The 22,054-nt window shown below is 41.3% G+C and carries 23 protein-coding genes; 22 read left to right on the top strand and 1 reads right to left on the bottom strand.

The window, feature by feature from the left end; all coding sequences use genetic code 11:
* Positions 1-23: 23 nt before the first annotated feature.
* Together deoB and BRLA_RS08510 are read left to right on the top strand one after the other, a co-directional pair.
* Entirely contained in the window at positions 24-1,199 is a 1,176-nt protein-coding gene (gene deoB, locus BRLA_RS08505; RefSeq protein ID WP_003337817.1) for a phosphopentomutase, read from the top strand.
* Positions 1,200-1,212: 13 nt separating this feature from the next.
* Positions 1,213-2,022 (top strand): purine-nucleoside phosphorylase, encoded by an 810-nt coding sequence (locus BRLA_RS08510; protein WP_003337815.1) that lies wholly within the window; start codon positions 1,213-1,215, stop codon positions 2,020-2,022.
* 93 nt (positions 2,023-2,115) lie between these two features.
* Here the strand turns inward: BRLA_RS08510 and BRLA_RS08515 are convergent, their stop codons facing one another.
* A complete protein-coding gene (locus tag BRLA_RS08515; protein WP_003337814.1) occupies positions 2,116-2,871 on the bottom strand; it encodes an IclR family transcriptional regulator in 756 nt (251 codons plus the stop codon).
* A 216-nt stretch (positions 2,872-3,087) separates the two neighbouring features.
* Here BRLA_RS08515 and BRLA_RS08520 point away from each other — a divergent pair, with 216 nt between their 5' ends.
* The 20 genes from BRLA_RS08520 to spoVAE all read left to right on the top strand — a co-directional run bounded on the left by BRLA_RS08520 (position 3,088) and on the right by spoVAE (position 22,028).
* Positions 3,088-4,176 (top strand): ABC transporter substrate-binding protein, encoded by a 1,089-nt coding sequence (locus tag BRLA_RS08520; protein ID WP_003337813.1) that lies wholly within the window; start codon positions 3,088-3,090, stop codon positions 4,174-4,176.
* 9 nt (positions 4,177-4,185) lie between these two features.
* A complete protein-coding gene (locus BRLA_RS08525; RefSeq protein WP_041752520.1) occupies positions 4,186-5,295 on the top strand; it encodes an ABC transporter ATP-binding protein in 1,110 nt (369 codons plus the stop codon).
* A 2-nt stretch (positions 5,296-5,297) separates the two neighbouring features.
* Positions 5,298-6,140, top strand: a complete 843-nt coding sequence (locus BRLA_RS08530) for an ABC transporter permease (protein WP_003337811.1) — start codon at positions 5,298-5,300, stop codon at positions 6,138-6,140.
* Complete coding sequence (locus BRLA_RS08535) at positions 6,137-6,943, top strand: ABC transporter permease (RefSeq protein ID WP_003337810.1); 807 nt, start codon at positions 6,137-6,139, stop codon at positions 6,941-6,943. Before BRLA_RS08530 ends, BRLA_RS08535 begins: the two co-directional genes overlap by 4 nt.
* Positions 6,944-6,961: 18 nt before the next feature.
* Complete coding sequence (locus BRLA_RS08540) at positions 6,962-8,098, top strand: M20 family metallopeptidase (RefSeq protein WP_003337809.1); 1,137 nt, start codon at positions 6,962-6,964, stop codon at positions 8,096-8,098.
* A 550-nt stretch (positions 8,099-8,648) separates the two neighbouring features.
* Entirely contained in the window at positions 8,649-9,128 is a 480-nt protein-coding gene (locus BRLA_RS08545) for an Lrp/AsnC family transcriptional regulator (RefSeq protein ID WP_003337808.1), read from the top strand.
* A gap of 510 nt (positions 9,129-9,638) precedes the next feature.
* Entirely contained in the window at positions 9,639-10,571 is a 933-nt protein-coding gene (locus BRLA_RS08550; RefSeq protein WP_003337807.1) for an ABC transporter permease, read from the top strand.
* 7 nt (positions 10,572-10,578) lie between these two features.
* Positions 10,579-11,493, top strand: coding sequence for an ABC transporter permease (locus tag BRLA_RS08555; protein ID WP_003337806.1), 915 nt, complete (start codon positions 10,579-10,581; stop codon positions 11,491-11,493).
* An 11-nt stretch (positions 11,494-11,504) separates the two neighbouring features.
* Positions 11,505-12,500: an ABC transporter ATP-binding protein gene (locus BRLA_RS08560; protein ID WP_003337805.1), complete on the top strand. Its 996-nt coding sequence runs from the start codon at positions 11,505-11,507 to the stop codon at positions 12,498-12,500.
* A 31-nt stretch (positions 12,501-12,531) separates the two neighbouring features.
* Positions 12,532-13,491: an ABC transporter ATP-binding protein gene (locus BRLA_RS08565; RefSeq protein WP_031308890.1), complete on the top strand. Its 960-nt coding sequence runs from the start codon at positions 12,532-12,534 to the stop codon at positions 13,489-13,491.
* Between the two features lie 328 nt (positions 13,492-13,819).
* A complete protein-coding gene (locus tag BRLA_RS08570; protein ID WP_003337803.1) occupies positions 13,820-15,871 on the top strand; it encodes a methyl-accepting chemotaxis protein in 2,052 nt (683 codons plus the stop codon).
* A 157-nt stretch (positions 15,872-16,028) separates the two neighbouring features.
* Positions 16,029-17,198: a D-alanyl-D-alanine carboxypeptidase family protein gene (locus tag BRLA_RS08575; protein WP_003337802.1), complete on the top strand. Its 1,170-nt coding sequence runs from the start codon at positions 16,029-16,031 to the stop codon at positions 17,196-17,198.
* A gap of 136 nt (positions 17,199-17,334) precedes the next feature.
* The gene (gene spoIIAA, locus BRLA_RS08580; RefSeq protein WP_003337801.1) at positions 17,335-17,685 is read left to right on the top strand and encodes an anti-sigma F factor antagonist; all 351 of its coding nucleotides are present in this window, start codon (positions 17,335-17,337) and stop codon (positions 17,683-17,685) included.
* 2 nt (positions 17,686-17,687) lie between these two features.
* A complete protein-coding gene (gene spoIIAB, locus BRLA_RS08585; protein WP_003337800.1) occupies positions 17,688-18,128 on the top strand; it encodes an anti-sigma F factor in 441 nt (146 codons plus the stop codon).
* A 10-nt stretch (positions 18,129-18,138) separates the two neighbouring features.
* Complete coding sequence (sigF, locus tag BRLA_RS08590) at positions 18,139-18,894, top strand: RNA polymerase sporulation sigma factor SigF (protein ID WP_003337799.1); 756 nt, start codon at positions 18,139-18,141, stop codon at positions 18,892-18,894.
* An 80-nt stretch (positions 18,895-18,974) separates the two neighbouring features.
* A complete protein-coding gene (locus tag BRLA_RS08595) occupies positions 18,975-19,589 on the top strand; it encodes a stage V sporulation protein AA (RefSeq protein WP_003337798.1) in 615 nt (204 codons plus the stop codon).
* On the top strand, positions 19,586-20,002 hold the full coding sequence (locus tag BRLA_RS08600) for a stage V sporulation protein AB (RefSeq protein WP_003337796.1): 417 nt from the start codon (positions 19,586-19,588) through the stop codon (positions 20,000-20,002). The genes BRLA_RS08595 and BRLA_RS08600 overlap by 4 nt, the downstream gene beginning before the upstream one ends.
* Positions 20,003-20,145: 143 nt before the next feature.
* Positions 20,146-20,631 (top strand): stage V sporulation protein AC, encoded by a 486-nt coding sequence (gene spoVAC, locus BRLA_RS08605; protein ID WP_003337795.1) that lies wholly within the window; start codon positions 20,146-20,148, stop codon positions 20,629-20,631.
* A gap of 15 nt (positions 20,632-20,646) precedes the next feature.
* Positions 20,647-21,675, top strand: coding sequence for a stage V sporulation protein AD (gene spoVAD / locus BRLA_RS08610; RefSeq protein WP_003337794.1), 1,029 nt, complete (start codon positions 20,647-20,649; stop codon positions 21,673-21,675).
* Between the two features lie 2 nt (positions 21,676-21,677).
* A complete protein-coding gene (gene spoVAE / locus BRLA_RS08615; protein WP_003337793.1) occupies positions 21,678-22,028 on the top strand; it encodes a stage V sporulation protein AE in 351 nt (116 codons plus the stop codon).
* Positions 22,029-22,054 lie beyond the last annotated feature (26 nt).

Consider the following 22,054-nt stretch of genomic DNA (forward strand, 5'->3'; position numbering starts at 1 on the left):
AGTGCATAAGGAGGAACACACAAATGAATCGTTTTTCGCGTGTATTTTTAATTGTGTTGGATAGTGTTGGAATTGGTGAATTGCCTGACGCTAAGAAATTTAATGATGAAGGTTCTCATACACTTGGTCATATTGCACAAAAGGTAGATGGGTTCGCACTTCCGCATCTTGCAGAATTAGGTCTGGGTACTATTGCTCCGCTACATAATGTACCAGCTGTGGCTGCACCTCGCGCACACTATGGCAAAATGAAAGAAATCTCTATGGGGAAAGATACAACAACTGGACATTGGGAAATTATGGGGTTGCATGTATCTACTCCGTTTAATACATATCCAGATGGATTTCCACAAGAATTAATTGAGGAATTCGAGCAACGCATCGGGCGTAAAGTATTAGGTAACAAGGTAGCATCTGGAACTGAAATTCTGGATGAATTAGGCGAAGAGCATATGAAAACAGGTGCAGTAATTGTGTATACGTCTGCTGATAGCGTATTCCAAGTTGCTGCTCATGAAGAAATCGTACCGCTAGAAGAGCTATACAAGATCTGTGAGATTGCCCGTGAGCTTACACTGCGTGACGAATATGCGGTTACACGTGTAATTGCTCGTCCGTTTTTAGGAAAACCAGGGGCATTTGAACGTACTTCAAATCGTCATGACTACTCTGTGAAACCATTTGACAATACGGTTATGAACAACCTTGTAGAGGCAGGACTCACTTCCATTGCGATTGGTAAAATCTCTGATATTTATGCAGGAGAGGGTGTAAGTAAAGAGATTCGATCCAAGGACAACATGGATGGAGTAGATAAACTACTTCAAAGCATGCAAGAATCCTTTACAGGGCTTAGCTTTGTAAATCTAGTTGATTTCGATGCCAAATATGGTCATCGCCGCGATCCAGAAGGGTACGGAAAAGCGTTAATGGAGTTTGACGCACGCGTTCCTGAGCTACTGGCAGCTTTAAAAGAAAATGATTTACTTATCATAACAGCTGATCATGGAAATGACCCAACTCATCATGGTACTGATCATACTCGCGAATATGTACCTATACTGGCTTACTACAAAAACTTGGAGACAGGCAAAAATCTAGGTGTGCGTGAAACATTTGCTGACCTAGGGGCAACCATTGCCGAAAACTTCGAAGTGAAAATGCCGAAAATCGGTCAAAGTTTCTTAGCTCAATTGTAGGGGGAGAGCATACATGTCCAAAATTCTTGAAGCAAAGGCGTTTATTGAGGAAAAGCTTACTGAAAAGCCAACCATCGGCTTAGTTTTAGGCTCAGGTCTAGGTGTTTTGGCAGATGAAATTGAAGAAACTACTGTTATTCCATACAACGAGATTCCCCATTTTACAAAATCAACAGTAGTCGGACATAAAGGGCAGCTTGTTATTGGAAAATTGAAAGGCAAGCAGGTAGTAGCGATGCAAGGACGCTTTCACTACTATGAAGGGCATGAATTGGAAGCTGTTGTGTTCCCGATTCGTGTCATGAAAGCGATTGGTGTAGAAACCATCATTGTTACGAATGCAGCAGGTGGCATCAATGAATCCTATAAACCAGGTGATTTGATGTTAATTTCTGATCATCTCAATCTGACGTATCGCAATCCGTTAATCGGAGGAAATGATGAGTCTTTAGGCGCTCGCTTCCCTGATATGTCTGAAGCTTATTCCAAACGCTTACGTAAGCTTTCTAAAGAGATTGCAGCTACATTGGGCATCCAATTACAAGAAGGCGTGTATGCAGGGCTATTAGGCCCATCCTATGAAACTCCTGCTGAGATTCGCATGTTGCGTATTCTGGGCGGAGATGCTGTTGGGATGTCTACAGTACCAGAGGTAATCGTGGCTCGCCATATGAACATAGAGGTACTCGGTATTTCTTGCATCAGCAATATGGCGGCAGGAATTCTTGATCAACCATTATCCCATGACGAGGTAATGGAGACGACTGAGAAGGTAAAAGCGGAGTTTCTTTCCTTAGTAAAAAGTGTAATTGAAAAGATGTAATCTTTCATAATCTGTCGACGAGTGAAACATAAGGAATGCTTTCAAACATTCACAAAAACCCCTTTGGCTTTTCTGCCCAAAGGGGTTTTTATGCTAGTGGTGATACCCTAAACCAAGTGATAATTGGGAAACGGTTCGTAATACTTTCTGCTGAAAATCATTCATATGAGGAAGCATACGTTCAGATGGACCGATTAGACTGATGGAAGCGATGGCTTGTCCGGTTGCATCAAAAATAGGGGCAGCAATAGCCGTCACACCAACATTGCGCAGATTGGAGCTAACTTCATAGCCGTTTCTCCTAATCGTTGTCAGACGCTGTTTCATTTCCTCAGTAGAAGTAAGGGATTGAGGTGTGTATGCTTTTAGCCCAGATGCAAGAACTTCATCAATAAAAGTCTCGGATTGATAAGCAAGCAAACACCGAGCACTACTTGTCGCATATAAAGGAAACCGCCGATAGGCATCAACGGTAAAGCGAATAGGATATTCAGAGTCGATTTTGTCCACATAAATAGCATCTTTACCATCCATAATACAAAGACATACCAATTCTTTGGTCTCGCCTGCCAGTTCTACAAGATGGGGTTTTGTATATTCTACGGTATTGTGATCACGTAATACCTTTGAACCTAATTCAAGTAAGGTATAACCAAGCGCATATTGCTTGGTTTTTTGGTTTTGGCGAATAAAGCCCTCGCTCTCAAGTGTGGTTAGTAATTTATGTGCGGCGCTTTTGGACATCGCCAGTTTTTTACTTATTTCTGTTACACCCAATTCTCTAGGAGAATCTAAAAAGAGTTGCATAAGATGACAGCTTTTTTTAACGGAAGATAAGAAGTTGTCCATCCGATTATTCCTTTCCTATGAAAAGTCATACACGATTGACTGATATTCCAAAAAATAGGGGAAAAGCCCTGATGTAACGGTATTGTATCATGGACACATAATTTTCACAAATAATTGATTTTTGAAAATATTCATGCTAAAATTCACATATCGTTCCTATATGGATAACAGAGTTCACTATAAAAGAACAATAAAAGAGAGTATGGGGTGCTTATGATGAAGAAACAAGCGTGGTCAGTTTTATCGGTTATTGCACTTTCGGCAATATTGGTGGCAGGCTGTGGAAGCTCAGCACAACCAGCGGGAAGCAATGAGGCAAAATCTCAATTCGAAGACAAGCTCGTTATTGCTGGAAATGGCGCTACCGTAGAAAAATTGATGAAAGACGAGATTTTTAAAAAATTTAATGAAAAACATCCGAATGTAAAGCTCTCCTATGTATCAGGTGTTTCTACGGAAATTGTAGCCAAGATAAAGGCACAGAAAAACTCTCCACAAATAGACGTAGCCATCATAGAGGGCGGTGAGCAAGAAAAAGGCCGTACAGAAGGATTATGGCAACCGATTACAGCAACAGATATCCCCAATGCGGCTAACGTAGCTGATGACTTAAAAGTGTTAGAAAATTCAGGAGTTACGGTTAATTTCACACCTATGGGCATCTCCTATAATACTGACCTCATTAAGGAAAAGGGGTTACCTGTGCCAGAATCCTGGAATGATCTAGCTCGTCCTGAAATGAAAGGAAATTTGATTTTAACTGATATTACTAGCAACTTCGGGCGTAGTGCGTTAATCATGCTTGCGTATGCCAATGGTGGTTCGGAAAAAGAAATGGAGGAGGGCTTCAAAAAGCTAGAGATGATTGCCGGATATATGCCTACATTTGCAAAGTCTGCTGCACAGCTCCAACAGAATTTGCAAAGTAAGACCTCTGCCTACACAGCGTGGACAATGGCGCGGAGCATTACACAAAAAAAAGCAGGATTACCACTTGAATTCGTCTTTCCCAAAGAAGGGGCTAATATAGTACCAAACGTAGCGGTTATGGTTAAAGGGGCAAAGCATCCTGAGGTAGCTAAGGAATTTATGAATTTCTTACTAACAGATGAGGTGCAGAGCATGTATGCTTCAAAATTATATTACAATCCTGCTACCAAAGTGGACTTGCCGGATGATGTAGCAAAACAGCTTGATTTTGATCGGACCAAAGTTGTGAACTTTGATTATGCCGTTTTAGGAAGTAAGACGGGAGAGTGGATTAATCATTTCAACAAGGAAATTGCGCCCAAAGTAGGAAAGTAGGTGTCCATATTGACAAGAGTGCCGGATGTAGAGTTGATAAATATTCAGAAAAGGTTCCAAAATCAGATTATTGTTGATGACTTCCAGCTTCAAATTGAGCAAGGCGAGTTCATTTCCTTGCTAGGTCCTTCTGGTTGTGGCAAAACAACAACGTTAAATATGATTGCCGGTTTTTTAGATCCTGACCAGGGGGATTTGCTCATTAAAGGCAAGAGGATGAATGGAGTTCCCCCCTATAAGAGAGAATTGGGTATGGTATTTCAAACCTATTCCTTATTCCCGCACATGACGGTAGGGGAGAACATTGGCTATGGGTTAAAATTACGCAAAATATCTAAAGCGGAACAGAAGGAGCGAATCCAAAAGGTCCTAGAGCTGGTAAAGCTACCACATGTAGCAGATCGATATCCCAAGCAGCTTTCAGGCGGACAGCGTCAACGTATTGCCATTGCCAGAGCATTAGTTGTAGAGCCGTCATTGTTACTTCTTGACGAGCCATTAAGCAACCTAGATGCGAAATTACGTGAAGAATTACGTGATGAGTTGAAACGGCTACATCAGGAAATTGGAGTTACGACCATTTTTGTTACGCATGATCAGGAAGAAGCTTTATCCCTATCTGATCGAATAGTAGTCATGAATTATGGACGTGTAGAGCAAATCGGTCGACCTCACGAAATTTATCATCATCCAGCAACAGAATTTGTTCATACGTTTATTGGCAAGTCAAATCGAATACCTGGTCGTATTACCGCTATAAACGGTCAGATCATGACGATTAAAACAGATGGAGATTGGGAGATACAAGCTGTTGTGACTAACAAAAATCTACAGATAGATCAGCGAGTGATAGCCTATGTCCGTCCAGAGAAAATCAAACTATTTTCGTTACATGATCGATCAAGCGATAGATCCTCCATGGATAATAAAGTATACGGACAACTGACGTTTTCCTCATTCCTTGGTGCCTATACGGAATGTAGGGTGCAGATTGGAGGAGCTCAGCTTGATGTACGCGTACAAGAATCGAGTGTGCTTACAGAAATGAAGCAGGAAGCAACGATCATTTGTCAATGGGAAAAGGAAGATGTTTTTGTAATGGCGGAGAGGAGGGAGTAAAGATGTCAAAACGACTCGGCTATCTGTTATTACTTTTACCGGCCATGATTATTTTACTTGGTGTCTTTCTTATCCCTATGCTTTTCATTCTTCTTTTAAGTTTGGAAGGAGCAGAGGGGCAGTTTAGTTGGTCCAATTATCTCATGTTTTTTCAGGATACCTATTATCTAGAGATACTAGGACGAACAATCTCTCTAAGCTTATACACCGTTGCCTGCACATTACTACTAGCCTATCCTGTAGCGATGTTTATGGCCCGTACACAGGGAAAGCTGCGTGGGCTCGTCACGATGTTAATTTTGTGTCCACATCTTATAAGTGTTGTGATACGAAATTTCGGCTGGGTAGTCATTTTGGGAGATACAGGCTGGCTGAATACCATGCTACTAAAAGTAGGGATTATTGAAACGCCACTCCGCTTGTTATACAACGAATTAGGTATTGTTATAGGCTTAACGGATGCGTTTATTGCTTATATGGTATTGGCAATTGCGACTAGTCTTTATACCATTGATGCTTCCTTGTATAAAGCGGCTTCTATCTTAGGAGCAACACGCCTTCAATCTTTTTTTCACATAACCTTACCTCTGAGCATGCCTGGTGTGTTTGCCGGCATTACACTGGTTTTTAGTTTGTCGATGAGTGCCTATGTTACACCAGCCCTAATGGGAGGAACGTCGGTTAAGGTTATTCCTGTACTAGCCTTTGAACAAATCATGTCGACCCTTAACTGGCCATTGGGAGCAGCTCTCGCTATCTTATTGCTTTCAAGTACGGTTGTGCTGGTCACTTTGTTTAGTCGATTAGTAGAAACAAAACGGTATAAAGAGGTGTTTACATCATGAGACAAGGTAAATTTTCTTGGCTAGGTGTTATCACCGTTGCCATTTTGATTTTTGTAAATGCGCCTTTTTTGATTATTGTTCCAAGCTCATTTACTGCTGCTGGATACCTATCGTTTCCCCCAGAAGGGTTTTCCTTGGATTGGTATAAGCAAATCCTTGATCGGCCTGAGTTTATAGAAGCCTTCTGGTTTAGCCTCCAGTTAGCAGCTATCACGGCCATCCTTTCGACCTTGATTGGAACAATGGCTGCCATCGCAATCTCTAAGTATCAATTTAAGGGTAAAAATTTTATTAGTGGCTTGCTCTTATCACCTTTAACCGTGCCATCACTGATTATTGGTATCGCGGCGCTGTTGTTCTTTACCCGTCTTGGGCTTGGGGGAACATTCTTGGGCTTGCTACTAGCACACATATTAATTTCAATTCCTTATGTCGTACGACTTGTTTTGACGGGGTTAACTACCTTTGATTACACCTTAGAAAAGGCGGCATATATGCTAGGGGCAAGACCGGTACATGTGTTTTGGGATATTACATTACCGATGTTGCGTCCAGCGATCTTGTCAGGATTTATTTTTTCGTTCCTGACTTCCTTTGATAATGTGACAGTATCCTTATTCCTCGTTGCTCCAGATACAACAACGTTACCGCTCGCCATTTTTACCTACATGCAGGAATCACTTGATCCAATGGTGGCTTCTATATCATCGGTTGTTATTCTGATTAGCTTATTTTTTATCTTTTTATTGGAAAAGGTATATGGTTTAGATCGATTATTTGGACTAAACGCACAACAACATTAATGGAGATGTCATCTACCTATGGCCCTATATACTTATTTGCAAGAACAACTGCCTAGCTTTATGCAACACTTAGAAGAGAGTGTCAATATTGATTCTCCTTCTAAACATAAATCACAGAGCGAAAAAATGATTGCTTGGTATATAAAAGTCATGCATAAATTAACGGGCGGAAGGGTTCACCGTTATACGAACCCCACCTATGGCGACCAATTGCGCTGGGAGGTAGGGACAGGAAGGAAAAGAATCTTATTAGTCGGTCATTATGATACAGTATGGCCACTACAGGAGAGTATAAAGCGACCATTTCGTTGCCAGGATGGAAAGGCATACGGACCCGGAGTCTATGATATGAAAGCAGGGATTCTTCAAGCTATTTTTGCCATTCAAGCTCTGAGTAGATTTAATCGCCTTCCAAAGGATAAGACGATTGTGCTTCTTCTTACAGGAGATGAGGAAATCGGTAGCCCGACTTCTCGATTGATTTTGGAAGAGGAGGCGAAAAAAGCAGAGGTAGCGTTCATATTAGAACCGCCGGTAGCTCCTCATGGGGCATTAAAGACGTGGCGCAAGGGTAGCTCGCAGTACACGATTCAGGTATCAGGGGTTTCGGCTCATGCTGGAGTTGATCACGATAAAGGAATTTCAGCTATTCAAGAAATAACCTATCATATTCAACATTTGCACTCGCTGACCAATTATGCAAATGGAACAACGGTTAATGTGGGGACAATTACAGGCGGGGTAGGGCGAAATGTAGTAGCCGATTATGCTGAAGCCGAAGTAGATGTGCGAGTGCAATCTCAAGAAGAGGCGGAACGAATTCACCAGCTCATGATGTCTTTACAGCCAGTTCTTCCTGGAACAAAGCTAGTTGTGAAGGGAGGTATCAATCGTCCGCCGATGGAAAAGACGGAGAAAAGCTATGCACTTTTTGCGTTAGCGAAGTATATTTGTGAACAGGAGTTCTCCTGCTCCTTAACAGAAGAGGGAACAGGTGGTGTTAGCGATGGTAACTTTGTCGCCGCTTGCGGGGTTCCCACGTTAGATGGATTAGGGGCAAGTGGCGATTATGCCCATTCCCCACGTGAGTTCATCTGGGTAAAAGATATTCCAAAAAGAACGACACTATTAGCTCGTTTGTTAGAAGAATGTTAAAAAGGATAGATAAGACTCTCTTGATCCAAACCTAGGCCAGGATTGCTTTTATGGATAAATGGGTGGGGCAGGTTAGAGAGTCTTTCCTTTACATGTTACGATGCAAGGTCAAAAATGTATGCGTTATGTTACATATGTAAGATAATTCTGTCAGCTGAACATAAAAAAATATAAAATAAATAAATTATAATAATGAAAGACAAAGAATGGGATATTTCAAACAAGAGACAAAATGAAAGCGTTATCATCGCTTTATAACCAAGACTATTTTGATTTAAAACGAAAAGTTTATGAAAATTGACCGGTTAGTTCAGTTTGTAGCATACATTTGTAGGAAATTCATGCTAGTTCTATTCACTTTGTTTATAATATTTTATGTTTGTAGGGGCTGTAATTCGTTGACACCGTAATAAATTCGTAATATTTTTATATGTAACAGACAGTTTGTTTCGTTATTTTGCGAAATTCGTAATGAAATGGAAAAGTACGAAAGTGAATTCGTAGAGTAGATGAGATCAAACAGAAATAAGAGTAAAATGGAGTGGTAAGATTGAGGAAAATCGACCATGTGGATAGGCAAATCTTGCAGATCCTCCAAGAAGATGGCCGAACTCCTTATACAGAGATTGCTCACCAATTAAAAGTGAGTGAAGGCACGATTCGCTCGAGGATATCTCGTCTATTACATGATGGAGTTTTTCAATTCGTCATTCGCACCGATCCGGAAAAGCTAGGGCTTAATGTGTTGGCGTTTATCGGTCTAACCACGAAATTGGGCAAACAGAAACAAGTAGCTGCGGAGTTAACGGAACTACCTCAGGTTACATTTGTAGGGGCTTTTAGTGGTAAGCACGATTTAATCATACAAGCCTGTTTTTACAGTAATGACGAGCTGATTATCTTCGTTAATGAGCAACTCTCGCGAATCGATGGCATACTCGCTGCCGATGTCTCTTTGGAGCTAAAGCAGTATAAAGAATCTTTTTCGTATGTACGTGAAGAGGATATTACGACATCAGAAGGGGGTTAAACAAGCCGGCTTTAGAACCTTATCTCCCGATGCTAGATTTTTCAGAAAAAACATACAATGAGAGCATTGTACTATGAATCATGCATCTATCAGGTATAGATAGGGCATGGTTTAGTGAACTATTTGCCCTCTGTTTTGATGTATGACCAACCTTCTGAATTGCACTGATTAGAAAGACATTATACAGACTCTTGGTTTTTATCTAGAATATTCAGAATGAATAACCTATTTGGTTTACTTTACCTAAGTAGTACAATAACGCATAAGATTTAGGGAAAGAAACAATTGGTTCATTTCATGTGAATAGATAACTAAGATTGGATAATAGCTTTCATGCAGACATGGACAGACAGCGTATGCTCGAAAACTGTCGAATATTGTAAAATGCTTGCTTGAAAAATGATGATCGCTTGTACAGTAGCACAATCATATATTCACATATGGTCATCTAAGATGCACCAAGGTGGATTGTGTAGAGATAGTAGAAATCTTTTTAAGGGGGAATGAGGTTTGCTCCGTTACCTTGGTAAACGTATTATTTTTATGTTTGTTTCTTTGTTTTTAATTGTTACCGCGACTTTTTTCCTGATGCATTCAATTCCGGGTGGACCATTCACCGGTGAACGTAATGTACCACCAGAAATTCAAAAAGCGCTGGAAGCAAAGTACAATCTGGACTTACCGATTAGTCAGCAGTACCTGTTGTACTTGAAAGGGATTGCTACTTGGGATTTGGGTCCATCCTTTACTGAGAAATCATCAACGGTTAATGATATGATCAATCGTGGATTTCCTGTATCAGCACATTTAGGTCTACAGGCTTTATTAGTCGCTATTTTTGGCGGAATTTCCTTGGGTGTAATTGCAGCTCTCTATCATAATAAATGGCAGGATTATAGTGCCATGCTGATTGCTGTGCTTGGACTTTCGGTACCTAGCTTTATCCTTGCAAGTTTTTATCAATATTTCTTCTCGATTGAGCTTGGATGGTTCCCGATTGCAAAATGGGAAACTTGGAAGCATACTGTTTTACCAACATTCGCGTTGGCAGCAAGTCCACTAGCCTTTATCGCGCGTCTGACTCGTTCTAATATGATTGAAATTATGGGACAAGATTATATTAAAACAGCTAAATCTAAAGGATTAAGTACTTTCGTTATCACAGTAAAACATGCGATCCGAAATGCACTTTTACCTGTTATTACTTACTTAGGACCTTTGTCTGCTAGCATTTTGACTGGGGCTTTCGTAGTTGAAAGAATTTTTGGTATTCCTGGTCTTGGTAGAGAATTTGTTATATCCATTACGAATCGTGATTATACGGTTATCATGGGTACAACCGTCTTCTATGCGATGATACTTGTAGTCATGGTTTTGATTGTGGATATTGCCTATACATTGATTGACCCACGCATTAAGCTTGGCGATGTTGGAAGGGAGTAGTGACAGAATGCAATTAACAGAAAAACACTTTGAGCCTGTCTCTGTAGATGCTAGTCAGGCTGAACAAATTAAGCGTCCAAGTTTATCCTTTTGGCAAGACGCATGGCGTCGTCTTAAACAAAATAAAGTAGCTATGGTTTCTCTTATCTTTTTGGTAGCCCTAATTGTCTGTGCTATCGCTATGCCAATGATTAGTTCTAATGACTACTTCTCTACAGATTTAACTGGTAAAAACAAAAAGCCATCCATGGAACACTTTTTTGGAACGGATGATCTAGGACGTGATATGTTCGTTCGTATTTGGTACGGTGCACGTATCTCCCTTGAAGTAGGTTTTGCCGCTGCCTTTATTGATTTGATCGTTGGAGTACTTTGGGGTGGTATCGCAGGTTTCTATGGTGGTAAAGTGGACGAGGTTATGATGCGCATTGCTGATATCCTGTTTGCTATTCCTTATCTATTAGTAGTTATCTTACTTTTGGTTGTTTTAAAGCCTGGTGTTACGACTATTATTTTAGCCCTTACCATAACGGGCTGGATCGGGATGGCCAGGATTGTAAGGGGACAGATGCTACAGCTTAAGCAGCAGGAATATGTATTAGCTGCGAAATCGCTTGGTGCTGATAGCAAACGCATTATCTTTAAGCACTTGATTCCAAATGCTCTGGGTCCGATCATCGTAACGTTGAGTTTGTCGATTCCAAGTGCAATTTTTGCTGAAGCATTCTTATCCTTCCTTGGTCTAGGGGTTTCTGCACCAGTTGCTTCATGGGGAACCATGGCATCAGAGGGATTACCGGCTATGAAGTATTACCCATGGCGTTTAATGTTCCCAGCTATTTTTATCAGTTTAACCATTTTGGCCTTAAACCTGTTGGGTGACGGTATTCGAGATGCAGTAGACCCACGCTTACGTAAATAGGAGGGATTAGGATGGAACGAATTTTGGAAGTAAAAGATTTGCATGTTTCCTTCCACACCTATGCTGGTGAAGTGAAAGCTGTGCGTGGCGTAAACTTTCATGTAAATAAAGGGGAAGCAGTAGCAATTGTAGGTGAGTCCGGCTGTGGAAAGTCGGTAACAGCTCAATCTTTGATGAAGCTAATTCCGACGCCTCCGGGTGAATATAAGCAGGGCCAGATTCTGTTTAATGGTCAGGATATTATTAAAAAGACAAATAAAGAGATGGAATCTATTCGCGGTAAAGAAATCGGTATGATTTTCCAAGACCCGATGACTTCCCTTAACCCAACCATGACGATCGGTAATCAGATCATGGAGGGCTTAATTAAACATCAAAACATGAGCAAAGCCGCTGCTAAAGAGCGTGCTATTGAACTATTAAGCATTGTAGGTATTCCACAACCAGATCGTCGTGTGAACCAATACCCGCATGAATTTTCCGGTGGTATGCGCCAACGCGGCATGATCGCAATCTCTCTTTCATGTTCGCCAAAGCTGTTAATTGCCGACGAGCCAACAACAGCTCTTGATGTAACCATTCAAGCGCAAATTCTTGACTTGATGAAAGATTTGCAAAAGAAAATGGGAACTTCTATTATCATGATCACGCATGATTTGGGTGTAGTTGCTGAAATGTGCGATCGTGTAGTCGTTATGTATGCTGGTAAGGTTATTGAAGAGGGTACGGTAGACGAAGTATTCTACAATCCTCAGCATCCTTATACAAAAGGCTTGCTGCGCTCTGTACCACGACTCGATTTAAATCGTGATGAGCCGCTTACTCCAATCTTCGGTACTCCGCCGGATTTGTTAAAACCTCCAGTGGGATGTGGCTTTGCTGCACGCTGTGAGTGCACAATGAAGGTATGCATGGAATACGATCCAGAATTGACTACAATTAGCGACAGTCAACGCGCCGCCTGCTGGTTACAGCATCCGTTAGCACAAGCTCGCACAGGTTCGTAAGGGAGGAGGAGCACAGATGTCAAACAAAGCTATGTCAAACGATGATACATTGGTTGAGGTACGCAATTTAAAGAAATACTTTAAGATCGGTGAAAATACATTAAAGGCAGTCAATGACGTATCCTTTACGATCAAACGCGGTGAAACTCTAGGGATCGTAGGCGAGTCTGGCTGTGGGAAGTCTACTGCTGGTCGTACAATGCTTCGCCTATACGATCCAACTGAAGGACAAGTAATTTTTGAGGGTAAAGATTTGGCGAAATTAAGCCCTGCAGAAATGAAAGCAATGCGTCGTAACATCCAGATGATTTTCCAAGATCCATACGCTTCTCTTAACCCGCGTATGACAGTTGGCGATATTATCGGTGAAGCATTAGATATTCATGGTCTGGCTAGTGGTTCAAAACGTAAAGAACGCATCCAAGAATTGTTGTCGTTAGTAAGCTTGAATCCTGAACATATGAACCGTTTTCCACATGAGTTTTCTGGTGGTCAGCGTCAACGTATTGGGATTGCACGCGCTCTAGCTGTTGAACCGAAATTTATCGTGTGTGACGAACCGATTTCAGCATTGGACGTATCCGTTCAAGCTCAGGTTGTTAACTTATTGGAGCAGTTGCAAGAAAAAATGGGCTTAACGTATATGTTTATCGCCCATGACTTGTCCATGGTAAAATACATTTCTGATCGAGTTGGCGTTATGTATTTAGGAAAAATGGTAGAGCTAGCAGATAGTGAAAAGCTGTATGAAAAACCGCTCCATCCGTATACTCAAGCTTTATTATCTGCGATTCCGATTCCAGATCCTGAAATCGAGCGTACTCGTGAGCGTATCGTCCTGCAAGGCGATGTACCGAGTCCAATGAATCCACCAAGCGGTTGTCATTTCCGTACGCGTTGCCCGAAAGCAATGCCGGAGTGTGCAGCGAAGGAGCCAGCTTGGAAAGAGATTGAATCAGGTCATTTCGTAGCTTGTCACTTGTTCAACTAAATTCGTTATTCTCTGCGAAAAATGAGTATAAAAGAAAACGGCGCCTTGCAGTACAGCAGGGCGCCGTTTTCTTTTATCCGGTAAAGCATGGATTTCCATTTATTTCAAAATATCCGAAAATTGCAGACAATCTTATTTTGTAAAATGCTGTGGTAATCATTTGTAAAGTTATTATTTTGTGAAATTTTACAGTTTTTTAGTAATTAAGTCCCTCTGTTTATCCGATATAGATAATAAGTTTCATGTTTCTTTTATACATATGAATAATTTGTGGTACTATAGGCTCGATATGTGCCGGGTCTTTTAACATGTAAGGAGGATGATAATAATGATCAAGGGAGTTAGGGGGTTAAAGGATAACTGGAGGCCCTTTTTAACAAACATAAGAAATGTAAGACTTCATATGGGGAACTCCATAGCAACTAAAATGATTATCTGGGGAATCATCCTGGTTCTATTGATCTTTGGAACCTTAGAAACGATCGTATTGTCTTTCTCCAAAAATACGTTAATCAACATTACAACCAAACAATCTAAAATGTTGACAGAGCAATACACAGCCAGTGTTGATGATTGGATAAATTCAATTGGAACAAAAGTAAAAAGCTCTGCTTCAAAGAATGTAATGCGTACCAACATTGATACCCTCATAAAAGATGAATTTAAATTGTTGCGACAGAGTTTTCCGGAAATTAAAAAGATTCATCTAGTGAATGGAAATACAGGAATCGAAGAGTATTCATTAACTACTATGAATTTTACGAATTTTAATGATAAATTCTTTTTTAAAGAGGCAGTTTCTAAAAAACAAATGGTTATTTCGGGTGAAGATATTCAGCCTCATGTAGAAAAAAGCTATGGCTACATCGCAACACCAATTGGTCCATCTAATAGCGATACAAGCCGTATCCTGATCGTTGCCTTTTCTATGCAAAAATTGCTAGACAGCGTAGCAGGGGTTCAGTTCATGGAAAATGGCTATGGCTATGTATTAAACGAGAATGGTCTGGTCGTGGCTCATAAAAATGAGGAATACACGAACAATTTAGAGGTAGGTAGTAATCCGGCTTATAAAGAATTGATGCAAAAAGTAGTCGATCGCTCAAGTTCCAATGTTATTTACAATGATAATGGAATCGAATCATTCGCATCCATTGCTCCATTAAAAACGTTGCCATGGAGCTTGGTATTAAGCACAAGCCTGTCGGAAGTCTACGGAGAAGTTAACAGCATGGGCTGGATTATCTTCTTAGTCAGTATTCCGGTCACTGTGCTAGCAGGTGTAGCTATTTGGTGGTATGCAAATTCGATGAAAAGGCAATTATTATCTGTAACAACACAAATGCAGCGAGTTGGCAGTGGAGACTTCACGACAAAAATTGAGGTGCGGGGTAAAGACGAAATTGCTCAAGTCGGACAAGCACTTAACCAGATGGTGGGGGAACTAAAGGATTTAATCACCCGTGTACAAAGTCAAGCAGTTGTCCTAAATGTGGCATCTGGTGAGTTGCAGAAACATTCTGAAGCAAATACCGTGTCCCTGCATCAGATTTCAGGTACGTTAACTGGGATATCAGAACGCATATCCATGCAAAATCGAGAGGTGCAGAATACTGTGACTACTGTTTCGGAGATCTCCGAGGGGGTGGAGCAGGTTGCGATATCAGCAGAAGCTACCTCTCATGCTACATCGAAAACATTAGAACGGGCACAGGTCGGCATGAAGCAGGTTCAAGATGTAGTAGAGGTTGTTCGTGGTGTTACGAAAGAAATCGGACAAAATGCGAATCGGATGCATTCGTTACGCCAACGCTCAAATGAAATTGCAGAAATTGTTAAAATGATAACGGGAATCGCATCTCAAACCAATCTGCTTGCTTTAAATGCAGCTATAGAAGCAGCACGGGCGGGAGAAGCAGGTAAAGGATTCTCGGTTGTAGCAAGCGAGGTTCGCAAGTTAGCAGAGGAAAGCAGTAGCTTTTCGGAAAAAATTGCAGCAATCGCGGGATCGATTAACTATGAAGCAAAAGAGATGACGCAAAATATGGATGAGGTAGTAAAACAAGCGGATGCTGGACTTACATCCGTGGAAATGGTAGGCCAATCCTTTACCCATATCTTACAGGAGATTCAGGCGGCTGCTGAACAGAGTGAATCCATGACTGCTATTTCAGAAGAGATGGCAGCCGGTAATCAAGTTGTTAGTAGCTCCATGCAAAACTTGTCACAAAGGTCTGGGGAGATTGATCAATCACTGATTGAAGCAGTTACTACTATCGAAGGGCAGTTAAAAGCGATTGCAGAGATAAATAAAAACGTCCAAAGTATGCAAGAATTATCAAATGATCTAGAAGCCCATGTGGCTAAATTCCAAGTATAAGTACAAGCTTGCCGTTCACCTTAGCAGGGACGGCAAGCTTTTTTGTCAGTACAGTAAGCAACCTCTCGAATCTCTTTATTTTTTATTTCGATCAAAGTGTGAATATTTTCCTGAGAAAAGGAGAAGCTAGAAATACGAATGGAGGTACGAGATTGAAATGAAAAGATTACTTCATGTTTTTCTCTGTTTGGTTACTTGCATAACCATGCTTACTCCAGGGCTAGCTTCTGCAGAAGAGTCAAAACCTAATATGGCTCCGCATGCAAAATCAGCGATCCTAATGGAGGCAGATTCCGGAACCATTCTGTTTGAAAAAAATGCGCATGAGAAACTACCGCCTGCAAGTATCACTAAGGTAATGACCTTGTTATTGATTTTTGAGGCGATGGAACGAGGAGAAGTAAAGCTAACCGACAAAGTTCGTACCAGCGAACGAGCTGCTTCCATGGGCGGATCTCAGATTTTCTTGCAGCCTGGTGAAGAGATGACAGTGGAGGATATGGTGAAAGGGATTGCTATTGCTTCTGGAAATGATGCTGCAGTTGCTATGGCTGAGCATATCGGAGGAACAGAAGAAGCGTTTATCAAGAAGATGAATGAACGAGCTGCCCAATTAGGTTTAAAAAATACACACTTTATTAACTGCAACGGATTACCCTCCCCAGATCATTACACAACTGCCTCTGACATTGCAATCATGTCGCGTGAGCTGTTAAAACATGAAATAATTACTAAATATACCGGCATCTATCAAGATTATCTACGAAAAGACAGTGCCAGCCCATTCTGGTTAGTTAACACGAATCGACTTGTTCGATTTTATGACGGAGTAGATGGCTTGAAGACGGGTTACACCTCGGAAGCCAAATTTTGTATTACAGCAACAGCAAAACGTAAAAATATGCGCGTAATTGCTGTTGTATTGGGTGAACCCGATACCAAGGTAAGAAATAAAGAAATTACTGGTATGTTTGATTATGCCTTTAATCATTATCAAGTACATCCCATATATAAAAAAGGGGATGTTATTCAACAGCTTTCTTTGGATAAGGGAGAAGAAACGAAGGTAAACGTTGTGACCGAACAGCCTGTTAGTCTTCTTTTGAAAAAGGGAGAAAATCCTAATGCATTTGTAAAAGAGATTACACTTGCTAGTGAGGCAAAAGCTCCGATTAAAAAGTCAAATGTAGTGGGCCATATTTTTATCAAAAAAAATGGTAAAGAAGTAGCCCGAATTGATTTGTATCCAGAGAAAACCGTTGAACGAGCCAATATGTGGGACATACTCAAAAGAACAACCCAGAAGGTAATGTTTACCTATCGCTGAAATTACGAAAAATGTCGAGAATGTCCACTTTTGTAGAGGCTTCTCGACTTTTTTGTTCTTTTGTCGGCTGGGAGGATTTGGTTTATTGAATAGAGAAAAAGAGAGACATCAACGGGAGAAGGAGTTGTTCCAAGTTATGAGCTTGCACATTGAAATGGAGACCTTACGTGAGGTCCTGTTGGTCCGCCTGCAAGGGGAGCTGGATCATCACACAGCGGAAACTTTGAGGAACCGTTTAGACACCGCTATCAAGGATGAGCAGATTCGTCATGTGGTCCTCGACTTGGAGGACTTGACCTTCATGGATAGCTCAGGAATTGGTGTGATTTTAGGGAGATACAAACAAATTACAGCGCGTTCTGGTGAGGTATTTGTCTGTTCCATTAATCCAACCATTTATCGCATTTTTGAAATGTCAGGTTTGTTTAAGGTATTAAAGTACAAAGAGCATGTATCAGATGCTTTGGACGTACTGGGGGTGGCATAACGATGAAAAATCACATGCAACTACAATTCTCTGCCCTCAGTCAAAACGAAGCATTTGCTCGCGTTGCAGTGGCATCTTTTATCTCGCAGCTCGATGTCACAATGGAAGAATTAGAGGAAATCAAAACTGTCGTATCAGAAGCAGTGACAAATGCGATTATCCATGCCTATGAGGAAAACCCACTTGGAGTGGTTCATATTGAAGCTTCTTTAGAGGATGGAGTAGTTGAGCTTGTCATTGAGGATTATGGAAAAGGAATTGTTGATGTGGAAGAGGCGATGCAACCATTGTTTACTTCTAAGCCAGAGCTGGAACGCTCAGGAATGGGTTTTACGATTATGGAAAATTTCATGGATTCATTAGAAGTTGTTACGGCCATTGATCAGGGTACAAGGATTCGCTTAGTTAAACGTCTCGCTTATGCAAAAGCTTTACAAAGCTAGGGGTAATGCCATGGGAGCCGATATTAAAAACGCTAGTCAGCCGTTTCTTACTAACGAACAAGTAAAAGAGCTCATTGCTAAAAGCCAAACGGGAGATACGTCTGCACGTGACCAACTGGTAAGTAGTAATATTCGTTTAGTATGGTCTGTTGTCCAACGTTTTATGAACCGTGGCTATGAAGCAGATGATTTGTTTCAAATTGGATGTATTGGATTATTAAAGGCAGTCGACAAATTCGATTTAAACTATGATGTCAAATTCTCAACGTATGCTGTTCCAATGATCATCGGAGAAATTCAACGCTTTCTGCGGGATGATGGTACGGTCAAAGTCAGCCGTTCGTTGAAGGAAACGGCAAACAAAGTGCGAAGAACGCGGGACGAATTGTATAAGAAATTCGGGCGTTCCCCTACCATCAGCGAAGTTGCAGAGACGTTGGGTCTGTCTAATGAGGATGTCGTATTCGCTCAGGAGGCTAGTCGAGCGCCATCATCGATTCATGAAACGGTTTTTGAAAATGATGGTGACCCGATCACCTTGATTGATCAAATAGCCGATGAAAGCTTAAGCAAATGGTTTGATCAGATTGCCTTACGTGATGCAATAAGTAAATTGACAGAACGGGAACAATTGATCGTTCTTCTTCGTTACTATAAAGATCAAACTCAATCTGAGGTAGCTGAGAGATTAGGAATCTCACAGGTACAGGTGTCGCGATTGGAAAAGAGGATACTTCAAACGATAAGAGACCAAATCGAGCAATAGCTCGAATGGTCTCTTTCTTTTTGCAGATACTACATAAAAACACCGCACTGCTTGCATTAGGCAGGAAGGAGGCAGTGAATATGGAGCAGATTTTATTTTTACGCTTACGTAAGCGACTGGTGATAAGACAGAAAGATGTTATTCTGCTCGGTGATATCTGTCAGCTTTATTTAGATGGGGAGCGCGAGGAGAAATTACGTCGTATTCCGCTCTATCAAGTAAAAAAAGAGGATGGGAATTTGATTATCATCGACATTATGCAGGTAATCCGTAAACTGCGTCAGATGTATCCAGAGATCCACCTTAAGGTACAGGGTTCGACTCAAATTATCGTTGAGGTAGAGAATCCCGCCAAACGTGCTAATTTTTTTCTTGTATCATTTGTTTGGCTTCTTCTGTTTATAGGATCTGGTTTAGCCCTAATGAACTTTCACGCTGATGTCAGCATGTTAGAGGTACAGCGACGTCTATATCAGCTAATCACGGGACAATATGAAAAACGTCCTCTACTACTTCAAATCCCTTACTCATTAGGAATCGGTCTTGGGATGGTTTTGTTTTTTAATCATATTTTTCGTAAACGATTCAACGAAGAGCCCAGTCCACTTGACGTTGAATTATTTTTATATCAACAGAACCTGGATCAATATTATTTAGAAAATGAGAACGAGGAAAATCAACGAGATAAGACATGATGCTGCTATATTTGTTTGTCATCGTAATGGGACTAGGCTGGGGTCTTGCTGTAGGAAGTGGTCTGGTCGCTTTTTTAAGCGTTCTAGATATCATTCCACGCCTTACACAGCTCTCTTCTTCTCATTCTTTTACTCGCAGCTATGAATGGGCCATCGTCTTAGGTGCGCTTTGGTTTACATGGTGTGATTACTTGGCGATTTCAGTGCAGCTCCCAGCGGTGCTAACCGCGGTGGTAGGAAGCTTCGCTGGTATATTCGTAGGTATGCTAGCGGCTGGTCTTACAGAGGTATTAAATGTGTTTCCTATTCTAACCAAGCGATTGGGGCTCCATGATTATATGAGAAATTTTTTGATGGCGATGGTGTTAGGGAAGATAGTAGGTTCTTTGCTGCAATGGACTTTCTCCTTATAAAGCCCATGAGAGGCTAGGAAGGAACCAGAAATAAGCCTGGTAAATCGAACCATTCATAGAATAGCACTGACATAGCAAAAATAAGCAGGAGGAATTAGACATTACAATGGCACTTCATAATGGAAATAAAGGGGACAAGTTAGATGGCAACAAAGCAAAAACAAAAACAGGGCTTTAAACTACAAATGAATAAGCAAGTCTATCAGGAGCAAGCTCAAAAATATGAGCCCAAACGAAATATTTTGCTAAACTGCTTTCGTGCTTTCTGGGTAGGTGGAGCAATTTGTTTGCTAGGGCAAATCATTCAGAATCTCTATATCGCTTTCATGCATCTGGACGCAGAAAAGGCTGCCGGACCAACCTCCATTACTCTTATTTTTATCTCTGTTTTATTAACTGGATTTGGTATTTATGACAATATCGGTCAATATGCCGGGGCTGGTTCAGCAGTTCCCATTACAGGTTTTGCTAATTCTATGTCATCTGCTGCCATTGAACATCGCAGTGAAGGCTATGTGCTTGGTGTAGCTGGCAACATGTTTAAACTGGCAGGTGCTGTTATCGTTTATGGAGTTACAGCAGCTTTTATTTTTGGAATGCTGCGAGTGATATTAAATATGTTCTACTAAAACGAGGTGAAAACAGTGAGTACGGCAACGAAAGGTAAAAATAGAGTTAGTCAGCAAACGTGGAGATTCAACGAGGATGTTCGGATTCAGGGAAGTGCGGTGGTTGTAGGGCCTAAGGAAGCAGAAGGACCACTAAAAGATTTATTTGATAAAAGTTATGACGATATGTACGCAGGTCAGGATTCCTGGGAAAAAGCCGAAAAAAAGCTAATGGAGGACGCCATTACTTTTGCAATTAAGAAAGCTAATTTGAAAAAAAATCAAATCGATCAGATTATCGCAGGTGATCTGCTTAATCAAAATATCACCGTTAGCTTTACGGCTGAAAAAATGCAATTTCCTACACTTGGCATGTACGGGGCATGTTCCTCCTCGATGCTGACACTCTCAACCGCTACGGCCCTAGTCAATGCAAGATATTCTAACTATATAGTAGCCGCGTGCAGCAGCCATAACGCAACAGCCGAACGGCAATTCCGTTATCCGACTGAATATGGTGGACAAAAGCCTCCTCATTCACAAGTTACAGTTACCGGAGCAGGCGCAGCAGTTGTAGGGATAGGGGGAAAGGGACCTAGGATCACCTATTCTACAGTCGGCAAAGTAATAGATATGGGAATTACAGACCCTTTTGCAATGGGAGCCGCGATGGCGCCTGCCGCTGTTTCTACGATCGCCACTCATTTTATTGATACGGGACGTAGCCCATCTGATTATGATCTCATTGTCACAGGAGATTTGGGGAGCGTGGGCTATGCCATTTGCAAAGATATGCTAGCGAAAGAAGGCTATAACGTTGAAGGTGTGTACAATGACTGCGGCCTTATGATTTATCCACTTGACGAGGAAGTGTTTGCAGGGGCGAGTGGATGCGCCTCAAGTGCCAGCGTAACCTACAGCTATATTATGAAGCAGCTTCAATCTGGCGAATTGAAAAAGGTGCTTGTGTGCGCAACCGGTGCATTACTTAGTCCCACCAGTACACAACAGGGAAATTCAATCCCGTGTATCGCTCACGCAGTAGCATTTGAAGGAGGAGAGTAATCGTGGAATACCTTATTGCCTTTATCATAGGAGGTATAATCTGTGTGGTTGGGCAGATCATGTTAGATGTAGCTAAAATAACACCTGCCCATGTCATGGTTACATTAGTAGTCTCAGGTGTGGTGCTTGATTTTATTGGAATCTACGATGGTTTTATTAAATTTGCAGGTGCAGGTGCTACTGTGCCAATTATCAGCTTTGGACATTCACTGTACCACGGTGCCTTACAGGAGTTAAATCAAACCGGTGCCATTGGAGTAGCGAGCGGGATGTTTGAGGTACCAGCGGCTGGTATTACTGCGGCCATTGCTTTTAGTTTTCTTGCTTCTCTGGTGTTCAAACCAAAAGGATAAGAATTTTTGGCGGAGGAGGCGGTTCG

The organism is Brevibacillus laterosporus LMG 15441, from assembly GCF_000219535.2.
GTDB lineage: Bacteria > Bacillota > Bacilli > Brevibacillales > Brevibacillaceae > Brevibacillus_B > Brevibacillus_B halotolerans.

Coding starts and splice junctions, on each gene's coding strand:
- deoB (WP_003337817.1), top strand. CDS start 24: ATGAATCGTTTTTCGCGTGTATTTTTAATTGTGTTGGATAGTGTTGGA.
- BRLA_RS08510 (WP_003337815.1), top strand. CDS start 1,213: ATGTCCAAAATTCTTGAAGCAAAGGCGTTTATTGAGGAAAAGCTTACT.
- BRLA_RS08515 (WP_003337814.1), bottom strand. CDS start 2,871: ATGGACAACTTCTTATCTTCCGTTAAAAAAAGCTGTCATCTTATGCAA.
- BRLA_RS08520 (WP_003337813.1), top strand. CDS start 3,088: ATGAAGAAACAAGCGTGGTCAGTTTTATCGGTTATTGCACTTTCGGCA.
- BRLA_RS08530 (WP_003337811.1), top strand. CDS start 5,298: ATGTCAAAACGACTCGGCTATCTGTTATTACTTTTACCGGCCATGATT.
- BRLA_RS08535 (WP_003337810.1), top strand. CDS start 6,137: ATGAGACAAGGTAAATTTTCTTGGCTAGGTGTTATCACCGTTGCCATT.
- BRLA_RS08540 (WP_003337809.1), top strand. CDS start 6,962: ATGGCCCTATATACTTATTTGCAAGAACAACTGCCTAGCTTTATGCAA.
- BRLA_RS08555 (WP_003337806.1), top strand. CDS start 10,579: ATGCAATTAACAGAAAAACACTTTGAGCCTGTCTCTGTAGATGCTAGT.
- BRLA_RS08560 (WP_003337805.1), top strand. CDS start 11,505: ATGGAACGAATTTTGGAAGTAAAAGATTTGCATGTTTCCTTCCACACC.
- BRLA_RS08565 (WP_031308890.1), top strand. CDS start 12,532: ATGTCAAACGATGATACATTGGTTGAGGTACGCAATTTAAAGAAATAC.
- BRLA_RS08570 (WP_003337803.1), top strand. CDS start 13,820: ATGATCAAGGGAGTTAGGGGGTTAAAGGATAACTGGAGGCCCTTTTTA.
- BRLA_RS08575 (WP_003337802.1), top strand. CDS start 16,029: ATGAAAAGATTACTTCATGTTTTTCTCTGTTTGGTTACTTGCATAACC.
- spoIIAA (WP_003337801.1), top strand. CDS start 17,335: ATGAGCTTGCACATTGAAATGGAGACCTTACGTGAGGTCCTGTTGGTC.
- spoIIAB (WP_003337800.1), top strand. CDS start 17,688: ATGAAAAATCACATGCAACTACAATTCTCTGCCCTCAGTCAAAACGAA.
- sigF (WP_003337799.1), top strand. CDS start 18,139: ATGGGAGCCGATATTAAAAACGCTAGTCAGCCGTTTCTTACTAACGAA.
- BRLA_RS08595 (WP_003337798.1), top strand. CDS start 18,975: ATGGAGCAGATTTTATTTTTACGCTTACGTAAGCGACTGGTGATAAGA.
- BRLA_RS08600 (WP_003337796.1), top strand. CDS start 19,586: ATGATGCTGCTATATTTGTTTGTCATCGTAATGGGACTAGGCTGGGGT.
- spoVAC (WP_003337795.1), top strand. CDS start 20,146: ATGGCAACAAAGCAAAAACAAAAACAGGGCTTTAAACTACAAATGAAT.